Source organism: Pelorhabdus sp. sgz311001 (genome assembly GCF_055901755.1).
On the sequence record NZ_JBVXUT010000001.1, the window covers coordinates 1,103,898 to 1,129,890 of the forward strand.

26 protein-coding genes and 1 riboswitch are annotated in these 25,993 nt (G+C 42.6%); all 26 genes read right to left on the reverse strand.

Features of this window, described 5'->3' with window-relative positions; genetic code table 11:
- Positions 1–315 precede the first annotated feature (315 nt).
- The 26 genes from dapA to AC0MXB_RS05800 all read right to left on the reverse strand — a co-directional run bounded on the left by dapA (position 316) and on the right by AC0MXB_RS05800 (position 25,988).
- Positions 316–1,203 (reverse strand): 4-hydroxy-tetrahydrodipicolinate synthase, encoded by an 888-nt coding sequence (gene dapA / locus AC0MXB_RS05675; RefSeq protein WP_474038636.1) that lies wholly within the window; start codon positions 1,201–1,203, stop codon positions 316–318.
- A 34-nt stretch (positions 1,204–1,237) separates the two neighbouring features.
- Positions 1,238–2,455: an aspartate kinase gene (gene dapG / locus AC0MXB_RS05680; RefSeq protein WP_474038637.1), complete on the reverse strand. Its 1,218-nt coding sequence runs from the start codon at positions 2,453–2,455 to the stop codon at positions 1,238–1,240.
- 10 nt (positions 2,456–2,465) lie between these two features.
- A complete protein-coding gene (locus AC0MXB_RS05685) occupies positions 2,466–3,497 on the reverse strand; it encodes an aspartate-semialdehyde dehydrogenase (RefSeq protein ID WP_474038750.1) in 1,032 nt (343 codons plus the stop codon).
- A 47-nt stretch (positions 3,498–3,544) separates the two neighbouring features.
- Positions 3,545–4,345 (reverse strand): 4-hydroxy-tetrahydrodipicolinate reductase, encoded by an 801-nt coding sequence (dapB, locus tag AC0MXB_RS05690; protein WP_474038638.1) that lies wholly within the window; start codon positions 4,343–4,345, stop codon positions 3,545–3,547.
- Between the two features lie 120 nt (positions 4,346–4,465).
- A riboswitch (Lysine riboswitch) is annotated at positions 4,466–4,641 on the reverse strand.
- 103 nt (positions 4,642–4,744) lie between these two features.
- Complete coding sequence (locus AC0MXB_RS05695) at positions 4,745–5,449, reverse strand: general stress protein (protein ID WP_474038639.1); 705 nt, start codon at positions 5,447–5,449, stop codon at positions 4,745–4,747.
- A gap of 85 nt (positions 5,450–5,534) precedes the next feature.
- Entirely contained in the window at positions 5,535–5,789 is a 255-nt protein-coding gene (locus tag AC0MXB_RS05700) for a YlmC/YmxH family sporulation protein (protein WP_474038640.1), read from the reverse strand.
- 13 nt (positions 5,790–5,802) lie between these two features.
- Positions 5,803–6,111: a hypothetical protein gene (locus tag AC0MXB_RS05705; protein ID WP_474038641.1), complete on the reverse strand. Its 309-nt coding sequence runs from the start codon at positions 6,109–6,111 to the stop codon at positions 5,803–5,805.
- A 57-nt stretch (positions 6,112–6,168) separates the two neighbouring features.
- Positions 6,169–6,615 carry a dUTP diphosphatase gene (dut, locus tag AC0MXB_RS05710; protein WP_474038642.1) on the reverse strand — a complete coding sequence of 149 codons (447 nt, stop codon included), beginning with the start codon at positions 6,613–6,615 and terminating at the stop codon, positions 6,169–6,171.
- Position 6,616: 1 nt separating this feature from the next.
- Positions 6,617–7,864: a M16 family metallopeptidase gene (locus tag AC0MXB_RS05715; RefSeq protein ID WP_474038643.1), complete on the reverse strand. Its 1,248-nt coding sequence runs from the start codon at positions 7,862–7,864 to the stop codon at positions 6,617–6,619.
- Between the two features lie 161 nt (positions 7,865–8,025).
- Positions 8,026–8,904, reverse strand: coding sequence for an N-acetylmuramoyl-L-alanine amidase family protein (locus AC0MXB_RS05720; RefSeq protein WP_474038644.1), 879 nt, complete (start codon positions 8,902–8,904; stop codon positions 8,026–8,028).
- Positions 8,905–8,916: 12 nt separating this feature from the next.
- Positions 8,917–10,110: a glycosyl hydrolase family 18 protein gene (locus AC0MXB_RS05725; protein WP_474038645.1), complete on the reverse strand. Its 1,194-nt coding sequence runs from the start codon at positions 10,108–10,110 to the stop codon at positions 8,917–8,919.
- A gap of 123 nt (positions 10,111–10,233) precedes the next feature.
- On the reverse strand, positions 10,234–10,950 hold the full coding sequence (locus AC0MXB_RS05730; RefSeq protein WP_474038646.1) for a polysaccharide deacetylase family protein: 717 nt from the start codon (positions 10,948–10,950) through the stop codon (positions 10,234–10,236).
- Positions 10,951–11,089: 139 nt separating this feature from the next.
- A complete protein-coding gene (locus AC0MXB_RS05735) occupies positions 11,090–11,827 on the reverse strand; it encodes a FadR/GntR family transcriptional regulator (protein ID WP_474038647.1) in 738 nt (245 codons plus the stop codon).
- A gap of 39 nt (positions 11,828–11,866) precedes the next feature.
- On the reverse strand, positions 11,867–13,270 hold the full coding sequence (locus AC0MXB_RS05740; RefSeq protein ID WP_474038648.1) for an FAD-binding oxidoreductase: 1,404 nt from the start codon (positions 13,268–13,270) through the stop codon (positions 11,867–11,869).
- A 226-nt stretch (positions 13,271–13,496) separates the two neighbouring features.
- A complete protein-coding gene (locus AC0MXB_RS05745) occupies positions 13,497–15,083 on the reverse strand; it encodes an L-lactate permease (RefSeq protein ID WP_474038649.1) in 1,587 nt (528 codons plus the stop codon).
- A gap of 332 nt (positions 15,084–15,415) precedes the next feature.
- A complete protein-coding gene (locus tag AC0MXB_RS05750) occupies positions 15,416–17,524 on the reverse strand; it encodes a polyribonucleotide nucleotidyltransferase (RefSeq protein ID WP_474038650.1) in 2,109 nt (702 codons plus the stop codon).
- A gap of 162 nt (positions 17,525–17,686) precedes the next feature.
- A complete protein-coding gene (gene rpsO, locus AC0MXB_RS05755) occupies positions 17,687–17,953 on the reverse strand; it encodes a 30S ribosomal protein S15 (RefSeq protein WP_474038651.1) in 267 nt (88 codons plus the stop codon).
- Between the two features lie 129 nt (positions 17,954–18,082).
- Positions 18,083–19,009 (reverse strand): bifunctional riboflavin kinase/FAD synthetase, encoded by a 927-nt coding sequence (locus AC0MXB_RS05760; RefSeq protein ID WP_474038652.1) that lies wholly within the window; start codon positions 19,007–19,009, stop codon positions 18,083–18,085.
- A 1-nt stretch (position 19,010) separates the two neighbouring features.
- Complete coding sequence (gene truB / locus AC0MXB_RS05765; RefSeq protein ID WP_474038653.1) at positions 19,011–19,889, reverse strand: tRNA pseudouridine(55) synthase TruB; 879 nt, start codon at positions 19,887–19,889, stop codon at positions 19,011–19,013.
- Positions 19,886–20,836, reverse strand: coding sequence for a DHH family phosphoesterase (locus AC0MXB_RS05770; protein ID WP_474038654.1), 951 nt, complete (start codon positions 20,834–20,836; stop codon positions 19,886–19,888). Before AC0MXB_RS05770 ends, truB begins: the two co-directional genes overlap by 4 nt.
- Position 20,837: 1 nt before the next feature.
- Positions 20,838–21,194: a 30S ribosome-binding factor RbfA gene (rbfA, locus tag AC0MXB_RS05775; RefSeq protein ID WP_474038751.1), complete on the reverse strand. Its 357-nt coding sequence runs from the start codon at positions 21,192–21,194 to the stop codon at positions 20,838–20,840.
- Positions 21,195–21,212: 18 nt separating this feature from the next.
- Positions 21,213–23,852 carry a translation initiation factor IF-2 gene (gene infB, locus AC0MXB_RS05780; protein WP_474038655.1) on the reverse strand — a complete coding sequence of 880 codons (2,640 nt, stop codon included), beginning with the start codon at positions 23,850–23,852 and terminating at the stop codon, positions 21,213–21,215.
- A gap of 21 nt (positions 23,853–23,873) precedes the next feature.
- Positions 23,874–24,188: a L7Ae/L30e/S12e/Gadd45 family ribosomal protein gene (locus AC0MXB_RS05785; RefSeq protein WP_474038656.1), complete on the reverse strand. Its 315-nt coding sequence runs from the start codon at positions 24,186–24,188 to the stop codon at positions 23,874–23,876.
- Complete coding sequence (gene rnpM, locus AC0MXB_RS05790) at positions 24,185–24,454, reverse strand: RNase P modulator RnpM (RefSeq protein WP_474038657.1); 270 nt, start codon at positions 24,452–24,454, stop codon at positions 24,185–24,187. Before rnpM ends, AC0MXB_RS05785 begins: the two co-directional genes overlap by 4 nt.
- 2 nt (positions 24,455–24,456) lie before the next feature.
- Entirely contained in the window at positions 24,457–25,503 is a 1,047-nt protein-coding gene (gene nusA, locus AC0MXB_RS05795; RefSeq protein ID WP_474038658.1) for a transcription termination factor NusA, read from the reverse strand.
- Positions 25,504–25,529: 26 nt separating this feature from the next.
- Positions 25,530–25,988 (reverse strand): ribosome maturation factor RimP, encoded by a 459-nt coding sequence (locus AC0MXB_RS05800; protein ID WP_474038659.1) that lies wholly within the window; start codon positions 25,986–25,988, stop codon positions 25,530–25,532.
- Between the last annotated feature and the right edge of the window lie 5 nt (positions 25,989–25,993).

Below are 25,993 nucleotides of genomic sequence, written 5' to 3' on the forward strand. Positions count from 1 at the left end.
AATATACACCTCCAAAAAAACAAGTAGATTCAATTACCATAAAAGCAAGCATAGTAAAATTGCCGATTTATTTGTCCGCTCTCTCATCGGTAAAAGCCGTTCATTTACTTACAAAAAACTACTGCCGAACAATTCTTCCAGATTTATTATACACTATTTACATGTTAGCAACAAGCAAAACTTATAATTGCAACTTTATTATATACGGATTTAGATAAAGTAATACAAATGTAACACAAAGTAATACAAAAGGCTTGCCACAACAAGTAGCAAGCCTATCTGCAGTCTTTTTTCTTTTAACTTTTTAACGATAATTTATAGAGATAGCGACTGAGCCAGCTTCACGGTTGCCGCAATTTGAAGCCGCTCCTGTTCTGTTGCTGCGATCAGCGGCAACCGTAGCGGCCCTACCGCAAGGCCTAACATGGACACAGCTGTTTTAACAGGAATCGGATTTGTTGTGATGAAGAGTCCTTTATAAATGGCTAAGAGAGCCTGATGTAATTTAGCGGCACGTTTCGTATCGCCTGCCAAGAAAGACTGTATCATGCTCTGCATGGGCTTTCCGGCAATATGCGCAGCTACGCTGATTACGCCATGAGCGCCGACAGCTAAGCCTGGTAAAGCTAATGAATCATCACCGCTGTAGACTAAAAAGTCCTCAGGCGTATTGCTGACAACCTCAGCAAACTGATCAAGATTGCCGCTCGATTCTTTGACAGCTACGATATTTTTTATTTCACTAAGACGAATAATCGTACTAGGCAAGATATTGGAAGCGGTTCGGCCTGGCACATTATATATAACAATCGGCAAAGTCGTTGCATTTGCTACTGCTTTAAAGTGCTGATAAAACCCTTCTTGCGGTGGTTTATTATAATAAGGGCCTACTACCAAAGCGCCATGTACGCCTACTGCTTCAGCGGCCTGCGTCATATCGATGGTAGATTGCGTATCGTTCGTTCCAGTACCAGCAATAACGGTCGCTTTATCGCCTACTGCGGCCAGTACTGTTTTAAAAAGTTCAATTTTCTCTTGTTTCGTCATTGTAGCAGCTTCGCCAGTACTGCCAGCAACAACGAGTCCGTCTGATCCGTTACTGACAAGATACTGAGCCAATTGACTCGCGGCTTCATAATTGACCGAGCCATTGTCATGAAAAGGCGTGACCATAGCTGTTAATATTCGGCCAAAAGAATTCATGTAATTTCCTCCTCAGATAAAAAGCGTCTGCCTGTTAGGCCAGGCCAAACCGTTCATGAAGCGCTAAGAGTGCAGCTTTTACATCATCTTGCCGCACTAGTGCTGAAATGGAGGTGTGCGAATCTACTGTTTGCAAAATTTCGATTCGGCTTGTTGTCAAGGCATCAACGAAATTCGCCATAACCCCAGGAACTTCGCGCATACCGCCGCCAACTACAGAAACCTTAGCACAATCAGCTAAAATTTCTGGAGAAAAGTCAAGGTCTTTTAGCTTGGTCTGCGCAAGCGGAATATATTCCTGTTTTACTGTAAACATAATTTGCCCAGGATGAACATTAATCAGATCAACGCTAATATTGTTTTCCGCCATAGCCCGAAAAACCTGAGATGCTGCTTCATGGGACGCTGTCGAGTTTACATCAATCTTAACCTGAGCGATCGAACCAAGATAAGCAACACCGGTAGCCACTCGATCAGACACGGCAGAACCTTCACCAGTTTCTGCCGCTAATGTTGTAATGAGCGTACCAGGAGCGTCACTGAAAGTTGACTTTACAACAAGCGGGATATTTTTCTGCATAGCAATTTCTACCGCTCGTGGATGAATCACTTTCGCACCTTGATGCGCCATTTGACAAATTTCACCGTAACTCACACAGTCAAGAATCCGGGCATTCGTAACCATCCGTGGATCAGCTGTCATAATTCCGTCTACATCTGTATAAATTTCTACGCGCTCTGCCTCTAAGGCGGCGCCAAGCGCAGCGCCTGTCGTATCACTGCCGCCCCGCCCTAGAGTGGTAAATTCACCATTTTTTGTGACGCCTTGAAAACCACAAACCACAGGAATTTTACCGGCCTTAAGCAATCGTAGCAAAGGAGCTGTATCAATTTTTAGAATGCGTGCGTTGGTAAATTGATCATCTGTAATAATGCCGGCTTGACCGCCTGTCAGCATTACGCTAGCCACATCGGCAACTTGCAGCGTTGCTGCCATAACGGAAGCAGAAATCATTTCACCGCAGTAAAGCAGTGAATCCACTTCTCGCTTTGCTACTTTAGGATTGGCTTCGTTAAGGACTGATAACAGCGTATCTGTCGCATAAGGAGCGCCTTTCCGCCCCATGGCTGATACAACAACTACTGGTGCATACCCTTCAGCCATAGCTTCTTTTACTTTTTTAACAACCCGTTGGCGTGCCTCTGGCGTAGCCACAGAAGTCCCGCCAAATTTCTGAACAAGTATCCGCATTTACGACACCTCAAACTAATTCTTCTTGAATCATATACTCGGCAATTTGGAGCGCGTTCAGTGCGGCGCCTTTTCGAATCTGGTCGCCTGTTACCCAAAGATTCAAACCGTATTGTACCGACTTATCAGGACGAATTCGTCCGACAAAAACATCATCTTTATCAGAAGTAAACAGCGGCATAGGATAGATCTGCTGCGCTGGATCGTCTTCTACAATTACGCCTGGGAAAGCTGCCAAAACCTCTTTAGCTGCCTCGACAGAAAGCGGCCCTTCAAGTTCCAGATTAATGGATTCAGAATGGCTGCGATATACAGGAACGCGTACCGTTGTTGCCGTTATACCTATAGTATAGTCATTTAAGATCTTATGTGTTTCATGTACCATTTTCATTTCTTCTTTGGTATAGCCGTCTTCCACAAAAACATCAATCTGTGGCAGTAAATTAAAAGCAATCTGGTAATGCTTTGGTAAGGAAGCGCTAGGCAAAATATTCGCTTCAACCGAACGATGATTCATGACAGCTTCCACCTGATTCGTTAATTCTTCGATGCCTTCTTTACCAGCACCAGATACGGCTTGATAGGTAGAAACAACAATCCGTTTAATTTTCACGCGGTCATAAATTGGTTTTAAAGCCATAAGCATGATGATCGTTGAGCAATTCGGATTGGCAATAATACCTTTATGTTCTTTAATCGCTTCAGGATTCACTTCCGGCACAATTAAAGGAACCTCAGGATCCATACGGAAAGCGCTGGAATTGTCAATCACAACGGCACCGCTTTTTACCGCAGCAGGCGCAAAAGTTTTGCTGGCTGAACCACCGGCAAAAAGAGCAATATCAATCCCTTTAAAGGAATCTTCCGTTGCTTCTTCCACAATATAAGTTTTCCCCATAAAATCAATTTTCGTACCGGCTGAACGTTTGGAGGCCAACAATTTTAAATCATTAAAAGGAAATTTCCGTTCTTCAATCAGCGTTAAAAACTCTTTGCCAACAGCACCTGTAGCTCCTAAAATAGCAACATTTGGTTTTTTCATCATATCCACACTCCAACTCATAAAAATTTAGAATCATTTGATAAGAATTAGTCCAAAATATTTTCTAAGCCAAAAGTTAAGCCAGATGTAGTAAGCACTTTCTTACAAGCCAACGTAACGCCAGGCATAAAAGACTCGCGTGAAATACTATCGTGGCGCAGCGTCAAGGTTTGCCCTAAACCACCGAAAATAACTTCCTGATGAGCTACATAGCCTGGCAAGCGAACACTGTGCAACGGAATTCCCGCAAGCTGACCGCCGCGGCTACCAGGAATTTTCTCTACCTCATTGGGATGACCTTGTTTCATTTCTCCTCTGACTTCAGCAATCAGCTCAGCAGTGCGAAGCGCTGTACCTGAAGGAGCATCCAGTTTCTGATCATGGTGTAGTTCAATAATTTCTACATGAGGCATATATTTCGCCGCCTGCACCGAAAGCTTCATAAGTAAAATGGCGCCAATCGCAAAGTTTGGTGCTATCAAAGCATTCACACCTGTTTTTTGGCAAAGCGCGCGTACTTCCTGTACATCATCAGTAGAAAATCCGGTTGTCCCAACAACAGGTGCAACCCCATTATTCAAAGCCAAACGAATATTGGGCATCACGGCGTCAGGGTTCGTAAAATCAACCATAACGGAAGCTTTTCCTTGCTGCAAAGCTTCGGCTAAATCGGCAACAATGGGGACATTGAGCTTTCCTAAACCTACAATTTCACCAATATCTTTGCCTGCATGATGTTTATCGACTGCTCCGACCAATTCCAAAGATTCATCTCTCACAACAGCCTTTACAACCTCTTGGCCCATGCGGCCGCAAGCGCCGCTGACTAATACGGTAATCTTCTCCATGATGAAACCTCCTAAAATAAAATCAAAATAAAAACAGCCGGCTTTCAATTCACCGGCTGATAATTCTAGAAGCGCATAGAAGTAAAAAGTAAATTCCTTCAAAGGTTTTCTTCTTACATCAAATGAGATAGCGCTCCACCAAGCTTATCATTGGTGACAGTCTTATACCTATTTGGCACAAAACCAGTATAATAACCTAGCAGTTACTTATACTTCGGCAGTTAACCCTTTTCTTCCAGATCATCAACGCTACTCTTCCTGAAAGTACTCTTGTTACCTGCACCTCTATATCATAAAGATTCACAAATATGAAATTAGTAACAGTTTACACCATTCTCCTAATAGCTGTCAATGAAAATTACCAACTTTTTTGTCTTTATCAAATTTATTAACAGCGTATCACGATTGACCAATCGCGTGAGTATTCACCTCACTAGCCCCATTTTGTGTAAAAATCGAGCTTGCTTGTGATATTTTAGTTCCCGTAGTACGAACCATAGCCAAAATTTTCCCTTGCGTAATCTTTTCTTCATAATCTTTGCTGGCTTCTGCCGGAATACCATAATCAATTAAACCGCCAGCAATCCCGCCAGCTACAGCACCACTTAGAGCTGCCGCAATCGGACCGGCAGCGGCAATCGGACCAATACCGGGAATTGCCAAGGCGCCTGCGCCAACTAGCAACCCGCCAATGCCGCCAAGCGTACCGCCAGCCAAAGCCCCGTCCGTTACATCGTCATTATAAAAATCAGTCGATTCGGCGCCTTCGGCTTGCTGTTTAGCCACAATGTTAATTTCTTCTGTCGTAAATCCTTGCTGACGAAGCTGATTTACAGCCTGTTCTGCCTGGTTTTTCTGTTCAAATGAAGCAACAACCATCGTTACAGAACTGCCTGCTCCCATAGAGCCGCTTACTTGATTTCCCGATTGTGAAGATTTCGCATTAGAAACTTCTGTAGCAAGGGGCGCGCCAGATTCTATCTGACTTGGCTGATTCATAGCTCCCAGCGTAGTCGTTGACCCCGGGCGAACTGTTTGCGACAACGAAGCGTCATAAGCAGACGTAACAGTCCCCGTTTGTGAAGTATCAGTACCTTCTCTCATGTATTTCCCTCCTTAAAATGACAATAAACAAGAATGACTCTTCTTATATTGTCTCTTAAAGCAAGAGAAATATACAAAAGCAAAATTATTCGATTGCTTTCGATGAGCGTCCGTCAACTAAGATAAAATCCTGGCCAATTCGTTTAATCGTCGGCCAAGGAATCGCAGCAATTTTTTCTGAGCGGAAAAATTGCCAAAAGTCGCCATACCGTGGTAGCAGCATAGACTGAATTCTTCCTGTTGCTTCATCAAAACAAAGCTCACATTCATCAACTACGCCAAGACGTGACCCATCAGCAAGGTTAATGACTTCTTTGCCTTTCATTTCCCATAAGCGCATGCAGTCCACCTTCTCATTCTTTAGTAAAGAATATCCCCCATAAGGGCTGTAGTAAAGTGACAAGGAGCGAGAAAAAAGCGAGAGGGTCAAAGCTTAGTCCATAAATAAATAACACTTCCGGGACAGCAATTTTCAAAAAAGCCGCAGCCATAATCAGCGATAAATAAATTCCCCCTGCCGTTGCCACCAGATCTGTCAATGCCATTGATAACGGTGAAACAGCTGTTTTAAGGGCTGGGCTTTGGCGAATTCGCTTCAGTCGCCATTTGAGCGAAAAGAAAAAGCTAAGGCCCAAACAAGCAAGTAAAAATAATTCGGCCATAATCAGCCTCCTCTTTTTACTAGCTTATGCCAAAGCTTTTCCTTTAAGAAGAAAAATTTACTTGCCAGTACTGCCAAAGCCACCTTGGCGCTCTGCTGGCGTTTCATCTTGATCTACCGTGAGATAAGAATAAAAAATCCCCTGAGCTAGACGCATGCCAGGAACTATTTCAAAAGGCTCTTTGCTAAGATTTAGTAAAGCCAACATAATATGGCCCTCATTGTCTGGATTATCATAATAGTCAGCGTCAATAATTCCTTGCCCATTGGCAAGACAAATTCCAGATTTTACAGCTAAAGAAGATCGTATATGAATACCAAGATATTCATTAGACTGCATATACGCCTTTAAGCCAGTCGGTACAAGCGTTACCGTCTGTGGCATTAGAGTAAGTGTACTCACAGCGGCAATATCATAGCCAGCGCTAAAGCGAGTACTTCGCTTCGGCAAAGCAAAACCAGCTGTTTCATATTGTTTTACCCAACAAAAACCGCGTTGTTTCATCTTAAGAAAACTCCTTTCCTATCTCGAGACTTTGGATCGGACCTAAAGCGGTACAGGACACATCAGCCAAATGGATCGTATCGAGAAAATGCTGTAAGCTCTTTGGAGTAACAGCATCAATTTTAGCCACTACATCTTCTAAAGAAACAAAGCGCTCCAAAGTCAGTTCATTGCGGCCTATACGCGACATACGGCTTCCTGAGCTTTCTAAGCCTAAAAATAGATTACCCTTGAGCTGTTCTTTGCTCTTCTCTAATTCCTGAGCTGAAAATTTTTCTGATTTTAACTTTTGCCAATTTGTTAAAATCAAGTTAAGTACTTCCTGCGCGTTGGCGGGACGAGTGCCGGCATAAACGCTAAAAAGGCCGCAGTCGCGATAACTTGTCTGATACGAATACACAGAATAAGCAAGACCACGTTCTTCGCGAATTGATTGAAATAGACGCGAACTCATGGAACCGCCTAAAAGATTATTCAAAATATGCACATTATAAATATCCGGCGAAAGATAAGTAACACTGGGGAAACTGACACAAATATGAACCTGTTCTGTATCTTTTTCTTCTACTTTTAACGCAGCTTGATAGGAAGGTCGTTTGATCTCTACCGCCTTCGCCTTTCCCTGCAAAGCGCCAAAATATTTTTCTACTACGCGAACTACTTCCTCATGCTGTAAATGTCCGGCAGCAGCAATTACCATATTATCGGGCTGATAGCGAGCCTGATAATATGCCAGTAGCATTGACTGATTAAATCGTTCAATTGCTTCTTTCGTGCCCAAAATATTGCGTCCCAAGGCATGCTGAGGCCACAACTGCTGTAAATGAAGATCATGGATCATTTCTTCCGGTGCATCTTCATACATATGCAATTCCTCTAGTACAACTTGACGCTCTTTCTCTAAATCCGTTTCTTGAAATTTAGAATGAATCAACATATTCGCTAAAAGGTCCGCTGTGAATTCTAGATGATGATCTAAGACTTTCATATAAAAACAAGTATATTCTTTAGCCGTAAAGGCATTGATTTGTCCGCCGATGGCGTCAACGCGTTCCGCAAGTTCCTGTGCCGTAAACCGATCAGTTCCTTTAAATACAAGATGTTCGAGGAAATGAGAAATCCCATGATTTTCTTCTGTTTCAAAGCGCGATCCCGTACCAATCCAAACACCAAAGCTGATCGACTTTACATGTGATAGTTCTTCCGTGACAACGCGGATTCCATTTGACAGCACCGATTTTTGATACATGATAAGCTCCTTTTTTTCCATAATTCGATCTATTCTTTTCTTAATGTTCGCTTAAGCCGAATTAAATCCTGCCTTTTTCGCGTTTTCTAAAAAATGAAAGCCAAAACAAAGCAATTTAATATACTCTGTTTCGGCTTATTTGTCAATTAAAATCAGATTTTTTATAAGTTAAAATAAGAAGATATGCCTTGGAAAATTCCTTGTGCAATTTGGTTTCGGTAAGAATCACTATTTAACTGGATCGCTTCTTCCTGATTGGACATAAATCCCATTTCAATCAAAATACTTGGCATAGATGGATTACGAATTACGTAAAAATTAGCTTGCTGAACACCCTTATCAACTGCTCCAGTCGTTTGAACCAATGCCCTTTGGACTAATTGAGCCAACTGTGTTGAAGCAGCGCTAGAGTAATAAGTCGTAGCTCCATGAATTGTTGTATCATTATTTTCATTAGAGTGGATGCTGATAAATAAATCAGCCTGATTTTTTTCAGCCATCGCCACTCTTGCTGCTAATTCTTCCGTAAGTGTACTTCCGATCGGAGCCACCGTCTGATCACTGGAACGAGTCATAATCACGGTAGCACCGGATTGCCGCAACAAGTCTCTCACTTTAAGACCAACAGCTAGGTTATTATCAGACTCACGAAAACTACCGACTACTGAACCAGGATTTGTGCCACCATGACCGGGATCTATCAGAATTGTTTTACCGTAAAGAGCTCCTTTACTATTACTGCTCCCGCTATGACTTCCGCCGCTTATCCCTGTTGGCGGTAAACTCCCAGAACTGGAAGAATTACTAGAACTAGAAGCACCAATATGCAGCAGTGGTCCTAATATTTTTTCAAAAATAAAGCTAAACAAACCACCTAATAAACCACCGCCTGATGTAGGAGCTGCAACGGTTGATGTAGTAGCAGCCGTTAAAATTTGTGCTACATCAGGCGTAGCTGCGATAGCCGTGGCACTAAAAGATGCAATTTGCACGATACAAAAAATCAACAAAATTAGAATAACTCGTTGTTTCGTTCGCATAAAACTCCTCCTCTATGGAATCCATTTTGTCTGAAGCATTGGCCAAAAATCAGGATCTTCTTCACCTAACTTCCAAAGCGCCGCACCTGCTAAATCATATTTTTTCACCAAATCTAACTTATAGGCCAGACTGCGACTATTCTCAAACCATACTTGATGGCTTGTCCCATCTTTTTCTTGATAGGAAAAATGAGATGATTTACTTGTTTCGTCCCAAAGAACATTCGCTTGGTACTTTTGCTGCAACTTACTGACTTCTCCATACTCTAAACTAGTCACGCCTTTTACTGACCAATCATAACCATAGCCAGCCAAGCCAAGATATAATTTCTTCTTAGGAATAAAATTCAGAGCATAAACTACACTGCGATCTACCCAGCTTATATCAGCAATGGCTCCCGCATCACTCCAAGTTCCGTGATGATCGTAGGTCATTACAATCAGCTTGTCAGTATAACTTGCCAGGGCGGCATAATCATAGACCGCTGCCACATCATTGTTTTCATTTTCTTTTGGAAAAACATCCATCGATACGATATAGCCCTGCGGCTTTAACTCACGACTCAATTCGGCCATAAACGTAGTTAAATCTTGCTTACGTGCAGCTGATACGCCTTCAAAATCAATATTTACGCCATCTAAATGATATTTCTTAATATAGGCGCTTATACTTTCTATCGCTTGACTTCTTGCTGCTTGATTTTCTAGCATAGTATCAATTGGCGCAATTCCAGTTGTCGCTTTTGCATTATTAACAAGCAAGAGTACCTGTCGTTGATTCCTATGAGCTAACGCTACAACAGCTGTATGATCGTCGCCGCCACGATTCGTAAGATCTCCCGTCTCACTCAGAGTAGCCCAAAACGGAGCAATCGTTCCAATTTGATTTGTATGACTCAAAAAATCCTGGTAGGATGATTGATCTTGACCATACCATTCCGCATAAAAGCCAATCAGTTCTTTACCAGAAGAATTCAAAGTATTCTGGCCGGAATGATCTGCAGATGCTGATTGACCAAAAAACTTTCCTAGTAAAAGACCTATTAAAAGATCCATAATGTTTACTTGTCCAGAGCTACCGCTTGTACTAGCTGTCGTAAACAGATCCTGTGCTGAAAAAGCGGCGGCAGAGCGAAGGGGCAAAAACAAGTGAAAAACTAAAGTAATAAACAAGCAATAAGCAAATAACACCCGGCGTTTCTCCATGAAATCCTCCCGACTAATAGCTGACACAAAAAAGCGTAACAAACTCCTTATAACATTATGTAAACAATGATAACATAGCCTCCCCCAAGGGGCAATTGAACTATTTGGCAAAAAAAGCAGGCCTCACTGGGCCTGCTTTTTCGAAGCAATTACATCAGATACGGTTGTAATTTGATAACCTTCTTCCGTTAATTTTTGGATCAAACCAGGCAAAGCCTGAGACGTTGCAGCCATTGGATGCATTAAAATAATGGCGCCTGGATGAATTTTTTTCATAACTCGGCTCATGATGACTTCTGGCGATGGTTTCTGCCAATCTATCGTATCAATACTCCACAACGTCGTTGTATAACCAAGTTCTTGAGCAGCGAGAAGGACAATATCATTAAATTCACCATAGGGTGGCGCATATAAACGATTTGTTTGCCCTGTAATACTTTCAAGCAATGCAGCTGTTTGCAAAATTTGTTCTTGATTTTTTTCTTTACTCAAACGATTGGGATGAGGATGGTTATAACTGTGATTGGCAATTTCGTGACCTGCTTCAGCTAAACTTTTAACAAGATCCGGATGCTTTTCTGCCCAAATTCCGCCGATAAAAAAAGTAATATGGTAAGGCTTTAATCGTTCCGCCATAATTGGTAAAATATCTTCGCCCCAAAACACATTGCAAGCAAAAGCCACTTTCTTTTCGGCCGCGTTGCCTTGATAAATTGGCTGCGGCTTTTCAAATGCTAAAAAGGGCATAAAGAAAAGAGTAAGACACAACGCGGCACCGCCAAAAAGAAAGCACCAATTTTTCCACCTGCGTGAACCAGAAAAGATCCATACCCTAACCATCTTATCGCCGCCTCATATGATTCGTTTTCTGAAAAAAACTGACTGCCTATATTATATATATTGAACAACTAGGACGCCTATGCAAAAAGAGTCGGCATAAAGCCGACTCTTAAAAAGTAATCATTCTGTTGTAGTTATCCTAGATTTGCTCTCGCGTCTCAGTACGAATTTCCATTTCATATTTTGAATCAAATTGACTGCGTACAAAAACCATATGTTCTGTCATCGCTTCCCTAGCCTTTTTCACATCACCAGTGGCAATGGATTCATAAATTGCTTTATGCTGATGCAATAAAATGGAAGAATTTTGTCTATCACTGATAATCAAATAGCGCATATTCACGATATGATGACTCACCACTTCATGAATCGAAGAATATAAGTGATAGAGAAGACGATTATGGCTAGCTTTGGCAATCAGCGTGTGGAAATTCTTATCTACTTCCGCAAGAAGCGGACTTTCCTGAGATGTTTGAAACTCCTGTACACACGCCGCTAAAAGTTGCAATTCCTCAGGTTTAATTTTTTCAGCAGCGAGGCCGGCGCACTGTATTTCAAGCATCGCCCGCACCTCGCTTAACTCTGTCGGATTGTCCTCAAGCATAAAAACAAGTGAGAGTGGTTCAAAGAGTTTTTCTTCCGGAAAAGCAGAAGCGATAAAAGTTCCCTCACCGTGATGACTCACAATAAGGCCAAGCATCTCTAACGCTCTTAAAGCTTCTCTGATCGCTGTACGGCTTACGCCGAGTTGTACGGCCAAGTCTCTTTCTGACGGCAGCTTATCCCCCTTCACCAATCGTTTGTGATAAATCATTTCTTTGATTTGATCAATCACAAGCTCATATAATTTCCGGGTTACAATCTGCTGGAATTTCATTCTGGAGACCCCTTTTCTACAGTCAGTAAAACCAAAAAATCAATCTACAGCAATTACTTTGCCTGGGTTAAGAATATTTTTCGGATCTAAAGCTTGTTTAATTGCTTTCATCATTTTGAGTTCGACAGGATTGCCATATTCTTCTAACAGTTTCAAGCGTTTATAGCCAATGCCATGTTCACCTGACAATTTTCCGCCAACTTCGTAAACAGCTGAATAAATTTCATGCTGCAGTTTCGGCAGTTTATCATGCCATTCTTCTTCAGACAGCTGATCTTTCAAAATATTAGCATGAATATTGCCATCACCGGCATGACCCGCGCAATGAATTGCGATATTATATTTTTGACCAATTTCAGCGATTTTTTCTACAGTCTCAGGAATTTTATTCATCGGAACTACAATATCTTCCATGGAGAAAATCAAGCTGCGAGACCGATCAGCTTCAGCATAAGCTTTTCTTGCTTTCCAAATTCGTACAGGATCAGCTACAAGAACGCTCATAGCGCCATGTTCAGTAGCCAATTCATCAATTGTAACGCATTGTTCTTCCAGAAGTTCTTCATTGTCGCCTTCAATAGAGATAATGATATAGTGACCATCTTCACTATTTGGCAATTTTTCATTCAAGAACTTTTCACAACATTTAATCGACTCATTGTCCATAAATTCAACACAAACAGGCGTAATTCCTGCTGCCATAACCTTAGGTACAATGCCAATTGCTGTCTTCAAATCAGGGAATACAGCTAAAAGATCAAATACATTTTTCGCCAAAGGAACCAGTTTGAGATAGCATTTGGTAATAACGCCTAGCGTTCCTTCCGAACCAATCATCAAATTAACAAGGCTATAGCCAGTAGAATCTTTTTTGCATTTGCCGCCTAATGTTACAAGTTCGCCATCAGCTGTTACAATTTCCACACCATTAACCTGTTGACGAGTCGTACCGTATTTTACGGCTTTATTACCGCCAGCGTTTGTAGCTACGTTACCTCCGATAAAAGAACTGTCACCGCTGCAGGGATCGCCAGCATAGAGGAAGCCTTTTTCATTGGCAGCTTTTTGTACATTGGCTGTCGTAGCGCCAGGTTCTACCACCATAAACATATTTTCTTCATCAATTTCTAAAATTTTATTCATCCGTTCTACGGAAAGAACGATGCCGCCGTATAAAGCAACTGATGCGCTTGTGAAAGCCGTACCGCCGCCACGAGCGATAATGGGTACATTGTTATCAGAAGCCAATTTTACAATTTTAGCTACTTCTTCTGCCGTTTCTGGTAAAACAACCGCTTCCGGCAATTTCGTATAGTGAGAATCAGTCAATTCATCATGAGAATAAGGTTCTAATTTGTCTGCATCAGTATAAACAAATTTTTCACCAACAACGCCTTTTAACTGTTCAACTAATTCTTTTGTCACTTGATTGTACTTGCTCATGATATCGTCTCCTTTTTTATAAGTGGTAAAGTGGTATTACCAATTTTCCTTACTCTCAGAATACTTTGTTTACTATTTTTTGTCTATCAGAGAAATTCGGCAAAAAAACTTCTTATTGAGCCTTATAGGCAGTATTTAGCAAATTCTTTGCCTTCATTCAAGTCTTTGCGATATTTTACAATAAATTTGATCCCTATCCGATAAATCTTCATCGCTACTATGATTTTTATAAAAAGAGATGAGTAGCGTTTACGAAATATACCCAAGCCCCTAACAGCAGCGTATAAAGTAAACAATATCCAGCTGTAGCACGAAGAATATCGCCTTCAATTCCGACTTGCCCGGTCGCCGATGTAGCAATAGCAATACTTTGCGGCGAAATCATCTTGCCAGCTGTAGCGCCGCTTGTATTGGAAGCTGTGATCCAGGTTGGATCGGCGCCAATTTGAATCGCTGTCTGTTTTTGTAAAGCGCCAAACAAGACATTGGCATTTGTATCACTGCCAGTAACAAAAGTGCCAAGAGCGCCGATAATCGGTGCAATAAAGGGATAAAAGCTGCCTGTAGTTTGGGCAAGAGCAAAGGCAATATCCGATACCATGCCAGCATAACCCATAACTTTAGCCAAAGCAACAATCGAAACAACTGTAATTGTTGTTTTCTGAAGTTGTACGCAGGTTTTTTTGAAAACAGCACCCAAATCGCTGCCAGAAGCACCTTGCAATAAGCCGCCAATCAGTGCGCCTAGCAAAATTAACGTGCCAGGTGTTAAAATCCAGGCAATCGACATAGGCTTGCCGCCTGGTCCGTAATAAATCTGCACGGAAGATTGAATGGTTCCCAGCATTTTGCTTACAGCCGGCCAAACGGCGTTGTTCGTTCCTAAAATAAACACAAATAAAAGTACATAAGGTGACCAAGCAATACATTGCTCTTTAAAAGTCGTTTCAAAAACAACTTTTTTCTGCGCCGTATTTGCTTCATCAGGGAAACGCCAATCCTCAGCAGGCGGCGATATTTTATTCCAAAGAACAATGACAGCCATTGAGCAAACAGATCCAACAATGGATGTGAGTTCCGGTCCCATATAAGCGGCAATAATCAATTGCGGCACGGCAAAAGCAAACCCGGCAGCAATCGCCATACCAGTGACCCCTTTAAAACCGGAAACACTTTTTGTCATAATCCAAATTAGCGCAAGTGGTATTACAATTACGAAAGGAGTTAACTGAATCGCACAGTCTAAAGTCAATCTAAGTACATCAAGATCAGCTACTTTAGCCAAGGTAATTACAGGAATCCCTACAGCGCCAAAAGCAACTGGCACTGTATTGGCAATCAAGCAGATGACAGAGGCGAAAAAAGGATGAAATCCTAAACTGATTAGGATGGCAGCTGGAATTGCAACAGCCGTACCAAACCCGGCAGCCGCTTCCAAAAAAGCGCCGAAGCCCCAAGCGATTAAGAGCGCCTGGACACGGCGGTCACTGGAAAAGCTAGCCATGACACCTTTAATTTTATCCATTGCCCCTGTTTGTAGCGTCATATTATAAGTAAAAATAGCTGCAAAAATAACCCATAGAATTGGCCAGATAGCCAAAACAGCTCCGTCTAAAGCGCCTGTTATTACCAGACTAACTGGCATTTGCCAGGCAAGAGCCGCGAGAGCCATACTTAGAACCATAGCAATAAAGCAGGTCTTATGAGCCGGCATTTTCCATACGCCAAGACTTAACAAAAGCCATAAGAGTGGAATAAAAGCTACAAGAGCTGATAATCCAATGCCAAGCGGATGTTGGACAATTTGCCACATAATATTGAATCCCCTCACTTATTCTTTTATCTGTGACGAAAAAAACGATGGCGATTTTCCATAAATCACTCTGTGTAAACGCTAGACGCCTTTCTGACCGCTCATACCCTTTTCTGTAACTGTTTCTCCCCTATATCCAAGCCTCCTTTCATCATTCGATTAAGGAAAGAGACCTGATGGTCAGACCAGTAATCCAACAATTTCATTATAAAACTTTTTATCTATATAGTCTATATTTTTAAATATTTGTGAAAAAAATAACCATTCAAAACAATTTGTAGGCAAAATATTTATATAAAAAAAGAACCAGCTATCAGCTGATTCTTCTGTTATTATTCGGCTTTATCGCTACTTTGTTCTTTTTCTTGCTGCAATAAAAGCTCTTTGTGTGAAAGATTTACACGGCCCTGACGATCAATTTCAGTGACTTTAACCTGAATTTCATCACCGACAGCAACAACATCTTCAACCTTAGCCACTCGTTCCTTGGCTAATTGGGAAATATGAACAAGTCCTTCTTTCCCTGGCAAGATTTCCACAAAAGCGCCGAAATTCATGAGACGTGTTACCTTGCCATTATAAATACCGCCAACTTCTACATCGCGTACGAGATTCTCAATCCAAGCAACAGCCTTATCGCCAGCTTCGCGCTGCACAGCAGCAATAAAGACTTTACCATCATCTTCAATATCAATGGTAACGCCTGTTTCTTCAATAATCTTTTTGATAATCTTACCACCTGGCCCAATTACATCGCGAATTTTATCAGGATGAATCTGCATAGTAATAATGCGTGGCGCGTAAGCAGAAAGCTCACTGCGTGGTACAGAAAGCGCTTCAAGCATTTTCCCGCGAATATGCATACGGCCTCGTTTGGCTTGTTCCAAAGCCGCTTGAAGAATTTCTCGCGTAATACCGGCAATTTTAATATCCATCTGAATCGCTGTAATCCCTTGATCTGTGCCAGCTACCTTAAAGTCCATATCGCCGAGCGCATCTTCCATCCCTTGAATATCCGTCAAAATAGTGAAGTGCTCGCCGTCTTTTACAAGCCCCATCGCCACACCGGCTACAGGCCGTTTAATAGGAACACCAGCATCCATCAAAGACAAACTGCTGCCGCAGACACTGGCCATAGAACTAGAACCATTTGATTCTAAAATTTCTGATACAAGTCGAATGGCATAAGGAAACTCAGTTTCTGATGGAATAACTGGTAACAAGGCTCGTTCTGCCAAGGCGCCATGACCGATTTCACGGCGACCAGGACTACGCTGCGGTCGTGTTTCGCCAGTGCTATAAGGTGGGAAGTTGTAGTGATGCATGTAGCGCTTCGAATCTTCCACGCCAACACCGTCTAAAATCTGAGCGTCGCCTAAAGCGCCGAGAGTAGTCAAAGTTAAGGCTTGCGTTTGCCCACGCGTAAAGAGCGCTGAACCATGCGTTCTCGCGAGTAAGCCAACTTCGCAAGTAATTGGACGAACTTCTTCTAGCGCACGACCATCAGGACGAATTTTATCAACAGTAATCATGCGGCGTACAATTTGTTTTAAGAGCTTTTGCATTACATAGCTTACAGCCTTGCCGTTTTCCGGATAGACTTCTGCAAAGTGTTCCGCTGCCTGACTTTTCACTGTCTGAATCTGTTCTTCGCGGATCTGTTTATCAGGATGCTTTACAGCCTCTGTTAACGGATCTGTCAAATAGGCACGTACAGCCGCATCGATTTCAGGATCTACAGCAAAGAGTTTTACTTCCATTTTTTCTTTGCCCACTTCGGCCATCATTTTCTCCTGGAATGCCACGAGTTCTTGAATGACTTTATGGCCAAACATAATTGCTTCTAACACGGTTTCTTCGCTGAGTTCATGAGCGCCGGCTTCTACCATCAACACGGCATCTTTCGTACCAGCTACAGCCAGATTTAATTCGCTTTTCGCTTGCTGATCCACACTAGGATTCACAATATATTCGCCATCAATCAGACCAATACGCACCCCACCGATCGGACCATTAAAGGGAATATCCGAAATACTTAAGGCGCAGGAAGCACCGATCATCGCGGCCATATCTGGCGGATTATCCTGTTCAACTGATAAAACTGTTGCAATGATTTGTACGTCATTACGGAAACCTTCCGCAAATAAGGGACGAATGGGGCGGTCAATCAAGCGGCAAGTTAAGATTGCCGACTCACTAGGACGCCCTTCCCGTTTAATAAATCCTCCAGGAATTTTCCCTACAGAATAAAGTTTTTCCTCATAATCCACTGTCAAAGGAAAAAAGTCAACGCCTTCGCGCGGCGCTGCTGAAGCAGTAGCTGTAACAAGAACAGCCGTATCGCCATAACGGACAAGAACGGCGCCGTTTGCTTGTTTTGCCATCTTGCCTGTCTCTACGGTCAGCTCACGCCCACCTATTTCAATAGAAAAACTATGCATACCCGATAATCCTCCTCTTTTTCTAACCCATTTCTTTATCCAAAGATAATCTCTTCGACATTTTTCTTATTATTTCCTGTTTCCAAGAAATTAAACAAGAGAAAAAGGAAACAGGCCATATTCTTTCCCATATAATAAAAAAGCGGTCTAAGCCGCTTTTTTTTACTTGCGAAGATGTAATTTTTCAATAATGGTGCGGTAACGTTCGATTTCAGTTTTGCGAAGATAGTTCAGCAAACCACGACGCTGACCAACCATTTTCAAAAGACCACGACGAGAATGATGATCTTTCTTATGTTCTTTCAAATGATTCGTCAAGTAGTTAATTCTTTCCGTAAGAATTGCAATTTGTACTTCCGGTGATCCCGTGTCACTTTCATGAACACGATAGGTTTCAATTAGCTGTTGTTTTAATTCTGGTGTTAACATAATAAAAAAGCCTCCTTAAAGTCATTAGAATCGCCAATAGCCAAGAACATCGCTGGAGAATCGACGACCCTCGCTATGGTTTCCTTCGAATCCTTGCTTATTTTAGCATAGGTCTTTGCAAAAGTAAAGCTAGCCCTTAGAGAAAAATTTGCGAGCCTTTTGTATATCTATTTCCATTTGCGCAATTAAAGCATTAACATCTGAAAAAGTGATTTCTTGGCGTAAATGTTCCTGCATAAATACAGAAACTTCCTGCCCGTACAAACTTCCCGAAAAATCCAGCAAAAATACTTCTAGGCGCCGCTCTTCACCATGAAAAGTAGGATTTGAACCAATGTTAGCCACTCCTTGGTAAACCATTTCAGCCACTTTCATAGTTACCGCATAAACACCGTCAGCAGGTAATAATATACTTGGATCTACCGCAACATTCGCGGTGGGAAACCCGAGCAGACGGCCACGCTGATCACCAGTAACGACAAGCCCCTGCAATTCATAGGGCCTGCCAAGAAAGTTCATCGCTTCCTGTACTTTTCCGTCTGTTAACAAACTGCGAATTAAAGTAGAACTAACAGTGGCACCGTCTTTCGTAACCATAGCAAAAACCTCAACGGCAAACCCCAAGAGCTGACCGGCTTGGCGCATCATTTCGCTATTGCCTTGTCCCTTATAACCATAGGAATAATTGTCACCAATGACAATTAAATAGGGCTGAAGACTCTCCACAAGCAACGCAACAAAATTCTGCGGCGTAATTTTAAAAAACTCTTCGGTAAAAGGAATCGTCACAAGTATATCTAGCCCCATATCTGCTAGTAGCTGCGCTTTACGCTCTTGGGTCATTAAAAGTTTTGGCGAATGATCTGGGAAAAGAATAGCGCGGGGATGATTACTGAAAGTAAATAAAACGCTAACTCCGCCTGACTCTTTTGCCGAAGTAATTACTTTTTCCACAAGCTGGCGATGACCAATGTGCAATCCGTCAAAAGTCCCTAAGGCAATGGCCGCAGGGGAAAGCTGCGTCGGCAAATCTGCCAAACTTTTGTATATCTTCATCTTAGAGTCTCTCCTCAGCTCCTAGAACTTTTTGCGGCAAAAGCTTTTTACCGCAATCCGACTGTTTGCCAATTCCTAGCAAGTCTCCCTGCTTCGTAAAAACTGCGTAAGTTGTACCAACTGCTCCAGATAAAAGCAGAAAGCGACCGTGAATAAAATCGTCAGCTTCCTTATCATTTAGCTGACGCATCGGCAAATCTCTAAGTACCTGGCTAGGCGCTACAAGATATTTAAGAGGCTCTTTCGCTATTTCCTCCGCTGTAGCAGCTGAAGCAATTGAAAATCCGCCGACAGCAGTTCGAAGTAAGAAGGTAACCGTACCGTGCATGTGCAGGCTTCTTGCTAAATCCCTGCCTAAAGACCTGATGTAAGTGCCTTTCGAACAAATTACATCAAATAAAACACTTTGCTCTTGAACTGCCAGAAGATCAATTGCCTCAATTTCGACTTTACGACTAGGCACTTCGACTGTTTTTCCTTCCCGCGCTAGTTCATAAAGTTTTTTCCCGCCTTGTTTAATAGCGGAATAAATCGGCGGTGTTTGTTCAATGGTGCCCAGAAAAGCAGCCAAAGCGGCTTGAATCTCTTGTTCACCGAGCTTACGCACAGGACTTTTAGCTGTAATCTGACCAGCTTCATCACCAGAGTCAGTCTCATAGCCGAAAGTAAGTTCAACACGATACTGTTTATTGGCATTTGTCATATATTCAATGAGGCGTGTAGCCTGCCCTATGGCGACAGGTAACACTCCGGCCGCTGCCGGATCAAGTGTTCCGGCATGCCCCACTTTTTTTAGACCATAGGTGCGCCGCACAAAAGAAACGACATCATGCGATGTCATACCTGGCGGCTTTAAAAAATTCAGAAACCCACTTGTCATTCCTTATTCTCCAATTCCCGAACCGCTAGCTTACATATCATTTCTTTGGCTGCAGAGATAGTGCCTATAAAGGTGCACCCTGCTGCCCGTACATGACCGCCGCCGCCAAGAGCCAAAGCAATTTTACTGACATCGACGTGTTTAGAGCGCATACTGATCCGAACAGTCTGTTCATCAACTACTTTGAATAAAGCAGAAACCTCTACTCCCTCTATACTGCGCGGATAATTGATTAGCCCCTCGGTATGATCACTGCCTTTGGCTAAAACTTCTGGCGATGCCGTCAAAAAAGCAATTTGATTATCAGCAAAAAATTCCAGCGTTTTAAGAATATCTGCCATAGTAGTAAGACTTTCTACCGAACGCAATTCTAGCGTTTCGGCAATTTTATGGGGCTGCGCTCCAGCCTCCATCAGTTCGGCAGCAAAACGCATCGTCTGCGGTGAAGTGTTGGTATATCGGAAGAAGCCAGAGTCTGTAGCAATCCCGGTATAAAGACAAACAGCCATATCAGCCGAAACAACTGCTTTCGTTTCTCTAAGTAATCCGTAAATAATTTCTGAGGTGGCCGAAGCCGCTGTATCCAAAAAGAGATAGTCCGCAAAAGCCGTATTTGATACGTGATGATCAATATTTAGCACTGGCGCCTTCACAGTTTCCTTGACTTTGCCTAGGCGTTCTTCATCACTAGCATCAAGGACGACAAGAAGATCCGCCTGAACCGGTGAAACAGGCTGAAAAATATTCTCATGGCCGGGAAGAAAAAAAAGATAGGGCGGGACAATATCGTCAAGCAGCATGTCTACTTTTTTCCCTTGTTGACATAAGTAAAAATAAAGACCTAGCATTGCACCCAGACAATCTCCGTCTGGGTGCACATGAGGCGTCAAAACAATATGCTGGGCCTCGGCAAAAAGCTCATGCACTTTTGCTGCTGTAACCTTCATCTTATTGACCGCCTTCTTCCGCCTTAATCTTCAACAGAAGTTTTTGTATATGATCACTATAATTTAATGATTCATCAAGATGGAGCGTCAATTCCGGTGTCATACGCAGGCGAATGCGTTTGCCCACTTCAGAACGCATATGGCCGAGAGCTCGTTGCAAGCCCTCCCACGTAGCAGCCTTTTCTTCATCACTGCCCATGAGGCTTAAGTATACCTTCGCACTGCGCAAATCTCCTGTAGCCTCTACCTGTGTTACGGTAACAAAGCCAATTCGGGGATCTTTCAGCTCTGTGAGAATCATTTTGCTTAATTCTTGTTTAATAAGTTCCTGTACTTTTTCAACGCGCAGTTGACCCATCACTTTTTCCTTCCTTTCTTACGACTGGACGGATGGTTTTACTTCTTCCATAACGAAGGCTTCAATAATATCGCCTTCCTTAATATCGCGGAATTTTTCCACAGTAACGCCACATTCATAACCAGTTGCTACTTCTTTCGCATCATCTTTAAAGCGTTTCAGTCCATCCACAACGCCTTCATGAATAACAATGCCATCGCGAATAATTCGAACTTGCGATTTATTCGTGATTTTGCCTTCAAGTACGTAAGAACCAGCAATCGTAACTGAGGAAATCGTAAAGACTTTACGCACTTCCACACGACCAAGCACATTCTCTTTAAAGGTAGGTGCGAGCATACCAGTAATAGCCGCCTGTACATCATTAATGGCATCATAAATTACACGATACGTACGGATATCTACTTTTTCTGCTTCCGCCGCTTTACGTGCATTATTGTCAGGACGTACATTAAAACCGATAATGAGTGTATTTGATGCAGAAGCCAACATGACATCAGATTCGTTAATGGCGCCGACAGCCGCATGAATTACATTTACACGTACTTCATCATTTTTCAGATTCAAGAGCGCTTGTTTCAGCGCCTCAATAGAGCCTTGTACATCCGCTTTTACAACAATATTTAACTCTTTTAAATTACCTTCTTGAATTTGCTTGAAAATATCTTCCAAGGAAACTTTCGAAGACTGTTGCATTTCTTCTGTACGCTTTTTCGCCAATCGTTTTTCAGCAATACCACGAGCAATTTTTTCATCGACAGCTTCTAAAATATCGCCTGCTTCCGGCACATCAGAAAGCCCTAAAACTTCAACAGGTGTAGACGGACCCGCTTTTTTTACTTTTTCACCGCGGTCATTAACCATAGCTCTTACTTTACCATGAGCGGTACCAGCAATAATGGAATCGCCAATACGAAGTGTCCCCTTTTGCACAAGCACGGTAGCAACAGGGCCACGACCTTTGTCAAGCTGCGCTTCGACGATGGTACCATAAGCCATCCGATCTGGATTGGCTTTTAGTTCTTGCATTTCAGCAACTAAAAGAATCATTTCTAATAGTTCTGGAATGCCGCTTTTCTGATGAGCTGAAACGGGTACCATAATGGTATCGCCGCCCCAGTCTTCTGGAATCAAGCCATGATCTGCTAACTGTTGTTTTACTCGGTCAGGATTAGCTCCGGTCCGATCCATTTTATTAATGGCTACGATAATTGGTACATTGGCCGACTTCGAGTGATTAATTGCTTCAATCGTCTGAGGCATCACACCATCATCAGCCGCTACAACGAGAATCGAAATATCTGTTACTTGAGCACCGCGGGCACGCATAGCTGTAAAGGCTTCATGACCAGGCGTATCAAGAAATACGATTCGTTTGCCTTGATAATTCACCTGATAGGCACCGATATGCTGCGTAATGCCACCCGCTTCAGAAGCCGTTACATTCGCTTTACGTATCGAATCCAACAACGATGTCTTACCATGGTCAACATGGCCCATAACAGTTACAACAGGCGAACGCGGCACAAGATCCTTCGGGTCATCAATGACTTCCGGCGTTTCTGTCGGATCTACTTCTGGCGGCAAAGCTTCTACTGTCACACCAAATTCTGCACCTAAAAGCACAGCCGTGTCAAAGTCGATTTCCTGATTAATTGTGGCCATAACGCCAAGCCCCATGAGCTTTTTAATAATTTCACCAGCTTCACGGCTGCATTTAGAAGCAAAGTTTTTAACACTAATCTGTTCACCCACTAAGATATGGGTTGGTTTCGGAATTTCCATTTTGGGCGCTGGCGGCGCCTGATGTGTTCTATGGCGATTATTATTTTGGGGACGGTTCCGATTCTGATTGTTATTCTGTCCACGGCCGGCAAAGTTATTATTGCGCGACTGCTGATTTCCGTTACGATTTCCTGGCGTATTATTTCTATTATTCTGTCCCGGTCGATTACCGCCAGCAGGGCGATTTGTCGTCTGTGGGCGATAATTAGTACCTTGCTGCTGAGTATTACCACTATGTTGTGTATTACTATTATGTTGTGTATTACTATTATGTTGTGTATTACTATTATGCTGTGTATTACCGCTATACTGCGTATTACCGCTACGCTGCATATTACCACTATGTTGCGTATTACCGCTATGTTGTGTATTACCACTACGCTGTGTATTATTATAAGGCGGTCGATTATTTGTATTTCTTTGTTCATTACCGCGATTTTGGCCTTGGTAATTTGGCCGATTATTGTAGGTTCCGCTCTGTTGCGAGGCGCCTTGATGCTGATTATTAGGCGATTTCACACCGGGAGCGCCTGTTTGCTGGCGCGGCTGATTGCCCTGACCGTAACTTCGTTGTTGCTGCGAATATTGCGGCCGTCCACCTGATGGATTTTGTCCTTGTCGATTTGCAGCTTGCGGTCTTGCCTGTGATGAATTGTTAGACACAGCCTGTTTTGGCGCAGTCTGTTCTTTATGTACCGTCGGCGTCGGTGTAGCTTTTCTGGCAAAAGTCCGATCAACCAAAGCTTTCGCCGCCTCATCAACGCTGCTCATATGGTTCTTCGCCACCATATTATTGCGCGTTAAAATATCAATAATAACTTTACTTGTTGTATCATATTCTTTTGCTAACTCATAGACTCTGTATTTTGACATTGAGCCACCCCCAAATTTCTCTTACTCTCCCATTTGACTAAACTCCTTATGTACAGCATTAGAAAAACCTTTATCTGTAAGAACCAGCGCAGCGCGCTCTCCCTTGCCGACAGCCAATCCAAGCTCCACCTTCGTCAGTGCTGTAATACAAGGCACCTGATAATAAGAAGCCATATCATTATAGCCTTTTTTTGTAGCCTCCGAAGCATCCTGCGCAATTACGAGCAAATGGGCCTGTCCTGCCTTGACCGTTTTTTGCACTTGTGCATCGCCAGAAGCAATTTTTCCTGCTTTTTGCGCTAAGCCAAATAAAGAAAACATTTTTTTTACATTCATTCTTGTTCCACCGATTCCAGCAATACTTGATACACCGCCGGATCAATCACTTGTTTTAACGAGCGTTCCAAGCGCTTCCCTTTAAAAGCTTGTTCTAAACAAACTTTGCTTTTGCAGACATAGGCGCCTCGCCCAGCTTTCTTACCAGTCGGATCAATCGATACTTCGCCTTCGGGCGAACGAACAATTCGCGTCAACTCTTTTTTGTTTTTCAACTCTTGACAACCAACGCACAATCGCTGCGGTATCTTTTTTTGCTTCATCATGATTACTCCTCAGCAGCCAGCGCCTGCGATTCTGACTTGATGTCAATTTTCCAGCCTGTCAATTTAGCGGCCAGCCGCGCATTCTGACCTTCTTTGCCAATAGCTAGAGAAAGCTGATAGTCAGGCACAATCACTTTTGATACTTTTTCAATTTCATTGACTTCTACGGAAACAACTTTTGCCGGGCTTAAAGCATTGGCAATATATTTTTCCGGATCAGTATTCCATTTTACAATATCAATTTTTTCGCCTTTTAGTTCATTTACGATTGTCTGTACTCGCATGCCTTTATGACCGACGCAAGAACCGACTGGATCAATATCTTCATCACGAGAATGAACCGAAATTTTGGAACGCAAACCAGGTTCTCTCGCTACCGATTTAATTTCTACAATGCCATCATGGATTTCGGGAACTTCCAATTCAAACAGACGTTTCAACAGACCAGGATGCGTTCTAGATACCATAATTTGCGGCCCTTTTGTCGTCTTTTTCACTTCAATAATATATGTCTTTAACCGATCACCGTGTTTATAGGCTTCCCCTGCCATCTGTTCTGACGGCGCCAAAATAGCCTCTGCTTTTCCTAGATCAATAAATACATTTTTCTGTTCAATACGCTGTACAATGCCTGTTACAATATCGCTTTCCCGACTAGAAAACTCTTCGTAAATAATGCCCCGTTCCGCTTCACGAATCCGTTGTACTACGACTTGTTTAGCTGTTTGAGCCGCAATCCGACCAAAATTTTTCGGCGTCACTTCAATTTCAACTACGTCTTCAAGCTCATAACGCCAGTCCATAGCTCTGGCATCTTTCAAGTCAATCTCCAGACGCTCATCTTTCACTGCTTCCACTACAGTTTTACGAGCATATACATGAATCTCGCCAGTCACTCGATCTAATGACACGCGCACATTCTGAGCCGAACCGAAATTTCGTTTATAAGCAGAAATTAACGCCGCTTCAATGGCATCGAACAGCACCACAGGAGCAATTCCTTTCTCCCTTCCTAATTCTTCAAAAGCCTGCATAAACTCTGCATTCATTATTTTTCCCCCTATTTAATTTTCCTCTAAAATTCAATGTATAATCTAACTTGCGAAACCTTGTCTTTGGGAAAAGAGCGACGTTCACCATCAAGATCCAGCAAAATGCAGCCATCTTCCAAGCCAAGCAGAATTCCATCAAAACTTTTTTGCCCATCGAGCGGCGCAAAAGTATGAACAGTTACCTTATCGCCTTTATGACGAACAAAATCCCGCTCTTTTCGCAGTTGCCGATCAAGACCGGGTGAAGAAACTTCCAAATAGTAACTTTCCGGAATAGGGTCTAGCTCATCAAGTTTATTTTCGAGCTGTTCACTAACAAATTGGCAGTCTTCTAGTTCAACACCGCCAGGCTTATCAAGATAAACACGCAAAAACCAATCCCGTTCTTTTACATATTCTACGTCAACGACTTCCATGTCACGACCTTGGATAATTTCAACAACCAGACTTTCCACAAGTGCTTCAACTCTTGCATTTGCCATTCACT

Bases quoted from the DNA above. Each gene is read 5' to 3' on its own strand.
- dapA (WP_474038636.1), bottom strand. From the start codon at position 1,203: ATGAATTCTTTTGGCCGAATATTAACAGCTATGGTCACGCCTTTTCAT.
- dapG (WP_474038637.1), bottom strand. From the start codon at position 2,455: ATGCGGATACTTGTTCAGAAATTTGGCGGGACTTCTGTGGCTACGCCA.
- AC0MXB_RS05685 (WP_474038750.1), bottom strand. From the start codon at position 3,497: ATGAAAAAACCAAATGTTGCTATTTTAGGAGCTACAGGTGCTGTTGGC.
- dapB (WP_474038638.1), bottom strand. From the start codon at position 4,345: ATGGAGAAGATTACCGTATTAGTCAGCGGCGCTTGCGGCCGCATGGGC.
- AC0MXB_RS05695 (WP_474038639.1), bottom strand. From the start codon at position 5,449: ATGAGAGAAGGTACTGATACTTCACAAACGGGGACTGTTACGTCTGCT.
- AC0MXB_RS05700 (WP_474038640.1), bottom strand. From the start codon at position 5,789: ATGCGCTTATGGGAAATGAAAGGCAAAGAAGTCATTAACCTTGCTGAT.
- AC0MXB_RS05705 (WP_474038641.1), bottom strand. From the start codon at position 6,111: ATGGCCGAATTATTTTTACTTGCTTGTTTGGGCCTTAGCTTTTTCTTT.
- dut (WP_474038642.1), bottom strand. From the start codon at position 6,615: ATGAAACAACGCGGTTTTTGTTGGGTAAAACAATATGAAACAGCTGGT.
- AC0MXB_RS05715 (WP_474038643.1), bottom strand. From the start codon at position 7,864: ATGTATCAAAAATCGGTGCTGTCAAATGGAATCCGCGTTGTCACGGAA.
- AC0MXB_RS05720 (WP_474038644.1), bottom strand. From the start codon at position 8,904: ATGCGAACGAAACAACGAGTTATTCTAATTTTGTTGATTTTTTGTATC.
- AC0MXB_RS05725 (WP_474038645.1), bottom strand. From the start codon at position 10,110: ATGGAGAAACGCCGGGTGTTATTTGCTTATTGCTTGTTTATTACTTTA.
- AC0MXB_RS05730 (WP_474038646.1), bottom strand. From the start codon at position 10,950: ATGGTTAGGGTATGGATCTTTTCTGGTTCACGCAGGTGGAAAAATTGG.
- AC0MXB_RS05735 (WP_474038647.1), bottom strand. From the start codon at position 11,827: ATGAAATTCCAGCAGATTGTAACCCGGAAATTATATGAGCTTGTGATT.
- AC0MXB_RS05740 (WP_474038648.1), bottom strand. From the start codon at position 13,270: ATGAGCAAGTACAATCAAGTGACAAAAGAATTAGTTGAACAGTTAAAA.
- AC0MXB_RS05745 (WP_474038649.1), bottom strand. From the start codon at position 15,083: ATGTGGCAAATTGTCCAACATCCGCTTGGCATTGGATTATCAGCTCTT.
- AC0MXB_RS05750 (WP_474038650.1), bottom strand. From the start codon at position 17,524: ATGCATAGTTTTTCTATTGAAATAGGTGGGCGTGAGCTGACCGTAGAG.
- rpsO (WP_474038651.1), bottom strand. From the start codon at position 17,953: ATGTTAACACCAGAATTAAAACAACAGCTAATTGAAACCTATCGTGTT.
- AC0MXB_RS05760 (WP_474038652.1), bottom strand. From the start codon at position 19,009: ATGAAGATATACAAAAGTTTGGCAGATTTGCCGACGCAGCTTTCCCCT.
- truB (WP_474038653.1), bottom strand. From the start codon at position 19,889: ATGACAAGTGGGTTTCTGAATTTTTTAAAGCCGCCAGGTATGACATCG.
- AC0MXB_RS05770 (WP_474038654.1), bottom strand. From the start codon at position 20,836: ATGAAGGTTACAGCAGCAAAAGTGCATGAGCTTTTTGCCGAGGCCCAG.
- rbfA (WP_474038751.1), bottom strand. From the start codon at position 21,194: ATGGGTCAACTGCGCGTTGAAAAAGTACAGGAACTTATTAAACAAGAA.
- infB (WP_474038655.1), bottom strand. From the start codon at position 23,852: ATGTCAAAATACAGAGTCTATGAGTTAGCAAAAGAATATGATACAACA.
- AC0MXB_RS05785 (WP_474038656.1), bottom strand. From the start codon at position 24,188: ATGAATGTAAAAAAAATGTTTTCTTTATTTGGCTTAGCGCAAAAAGCA.
- rnpM (WP_474038657.1), bottom strand. From the start codon at position 24,454: ATGATGAAGCAAAAAAAGATACCGCAGCGATTGTGCGTTGGTTGTCAA.
- nusA (WP_474038658.1), bottom strand. From the start codon at position 25,503: ATGAATGCAGAGTTTATGCAGGCTTTTGAAGAATTAGGAAGGGAGAAA.
- AC0MXB_RS05800 (WP_474038659.1), bottom strand. From the start codon at position 25,988: ATGGCAAATGCAAGAGTTGAAGCACTTGTGGAAAGTCTGGTTGTTGAA.